The sequence below is a fragment of the Planosporangium mesophilum genome (genome assembly GCF_016863255.1).
Lineage (GTDB): Bacteria > Actinomycetota > Actinomycetes > Mycobacteriales > Micromonosporaceae > Planosporangium > Planosporangium mesophilum.
Map to the genome: position 1 here is coordinate 1 of NZ_BOON01000090.1, position 2,153 is coordinate 2,153.

Annotated in this window: 2 protein-coding genes; both read right to left on the bottom strand. The window is 70.2% G+C overall.

All coding sequences use genetic code 11. From position 1 onward, the window contains the following. Window positions 1–62 precede the first annotated feature (62 nt). Complete coding sequence (gene istB, locus Pme01_RS30600; RefSeq protein ID WP_168118341.1) at window positions 63–854, bottom strand: IS21-like element helper ATPase IstB; 792 nt, start codon at window positions 852–854, stop codon at window positions 63–65. After that, entirely contained in the window at window positions 854–2,083 is a 1,230-nt protein-coding gene (gene istA, locus Pme01_RS30605; RefSeq protein WP_168118340.1) for an IS21 family transposase, read from the bottom strand. Before istA ends, istB begins: the two co-directional genes overlap by 1 nt. Between the last annotated feature and the right edge of the window lie 70 nt (window positions 2,084–2,153).

Consider the following 2,153-nt stretch of genomic DNA (forward strand, 5'->3'; position numbering starts at 1 on the left):
GGCTGAAAATGGACCCCTCCGCGACGGATGAAAACGGACCCCCTCCTGCTTAGTTGGTCTTGTTAGTCGTTGGTCTTGGTGGCCGCGGGGACGCGGCCGAGGTCGCGGTCTTTGAGCCGGTAGCTGTCTCCCTTCAGGGAGATGACCTCGGCGTGGTGGACCAGCCGGTCGATCATCGCGGCGGCGACCACGTCGTCGCCGAAGACCTCGCCCCAGCGGCCGAAGGGCTTGTTGGACGTGACGATCAGCGACGCCCTCTCGTAGCGGGACGACACCAGCTGGAAGAACAGGTTCGCGGCCTCGGCCTCGAACGGGATGTAGCCGACCTCGTCGACGATCAGCAGCGGGATGCGGCCGAGCTTGACCAGCTCGTCTTGCAGCCGGCCGGCGTGATGGGCGTCAGCGAGGCGGGAGACCCACTCGGCGGCGGTGGCGAACGCGACCCGGTGGCCGGCCTGGCAGGCCCGGATCCCGAGCCCGACGGACAGGTGGGTCTTGCCGGTGCCGGGCGGACCGAGGAACACGACGTTCTCCTTGGACGCGACGAAGTCGAGGGTGCCCAGGTGGGCGATGATCTCGCGCTTGAGGGAGCGTTGGTGGTCGAAGTCGAACTCCTCCAACGACTTGCGCGCGGGGAACCGGGCTGAGCGGATGCGCCCTTCGCCGCCGTGGGCCTCCCGGGCGGCGACCTCGCGTTGCAGACAGGCGGCCAGGAACTCCTCATGCGACCAGGACTCCGCGCGGGCGCGTTCGGCCAGCCGCTCGACCGCGGCAGCCAGCGACGGCGCTTTCAACGCTCGGGTCAGGAACGCCAACTCGGCCGTGACGTTGCGGCCGGTGGTCTTGGCCGGCATCAGGCCACCCCCTCGACGTCGAGACCGAACATCCGGTCGTAGTCGCTCAACGCGCGGTGTTCGACGTCGGTGGCGACAGCGGGGACGGCGACCAGCCGGCGGGCGGCTCGCAGGTCGTCGGCGGCCTGGCGGTGGACGGGGTCGGTGATGGTCTGGTGCGCTGCCCAGCAGCGTGGGTGGACTGCGACCGGCCGACCTTCGCAGGTGACGCTGACCTGCTCGCAGTCGGCGGTGATCTCGACGCGGCGGCCGACCACCGATGGGTGCACCGAGTAGTCGTTGGCGTCCACGCGCACGTAGTGGTCGCGCGGCAGCCGGGTGCTCATCCGCCAGCCGACGACCGGGGCAACCGGTGGCAGGGCCAGCATCGCCGCCCTGTCGGCGTCGAACCGGTCCACCGGCCGGCAGCCCAGCCGTCGATGCAGGCGCTGGTTGGCCCGTTCCAGCCACGATGCGAGCTGGTCGTTGAAGTCCGCCGGCGAGGCGAACGACCGGCCGGGCAGAAACGACGTCTCCAGATAGCCGTTGGCCCGCTCGACCAGGCCCTTGGCCTCGGGGTCGGCGGGCCGGCACTGGATCACCTTGATGCCCAGGGTGCCGCGGAAGGCGTTCATCGCCTCGGTCAGCTGCGGCTTACCGGCGCGCCACTGCCCGACGGCGGACTCGTTGTCCCACACCAGCGCCTTCGGCGCCGCCCCGAGCCGGGAGAGCACCGTCCAGTGCCCGGCCAGCAGGTCCGGGGCTTGCCGGGTCGGGATCATCACCGCCGACAGCCAGCGCGAGTAGCCGCACACCATCACCAGTACCGGCGGGCGGCCGACCTGCCCGAACCCCAGCGGCACGTCGACGGGTGGGAACCACAGGTCGCACTGGGCCAGCTCGCCGGGCAGGTAGTCGGTGCGCTGCGCCGGATCCGGTGGAGTGAACAGCGGCCGCAACTGCCGCACCCGGTCCTTGAGCACCGTCAACGACCGGGTCCAGCCGATCCGCTCGGCGATGACCGTCGCCGGCATCGATGGCCATTCCGCCAGCAACGCCCGGATCTGCGGCTCCACCTCGTCCACGATCGACGCCCGAGCCGGCCGCCGATACTTCGGCGGCCCCTCTGCCGCCAACGCACGACGAATGGTGTTACGACCCACCCCGAGCTTGCGAGCGATCGCCTTGATAGGCATCCCCTCGGCCCGATGAAGCCTGCGGATCTCCGCCCAGTCCTCCACGCTCAACACCCTTCCGATCTTGGAAGGGGGGTCCAGGTTCACCCGTCCACAGGGGGTCAGTTTTCACCCGTCGCCGACA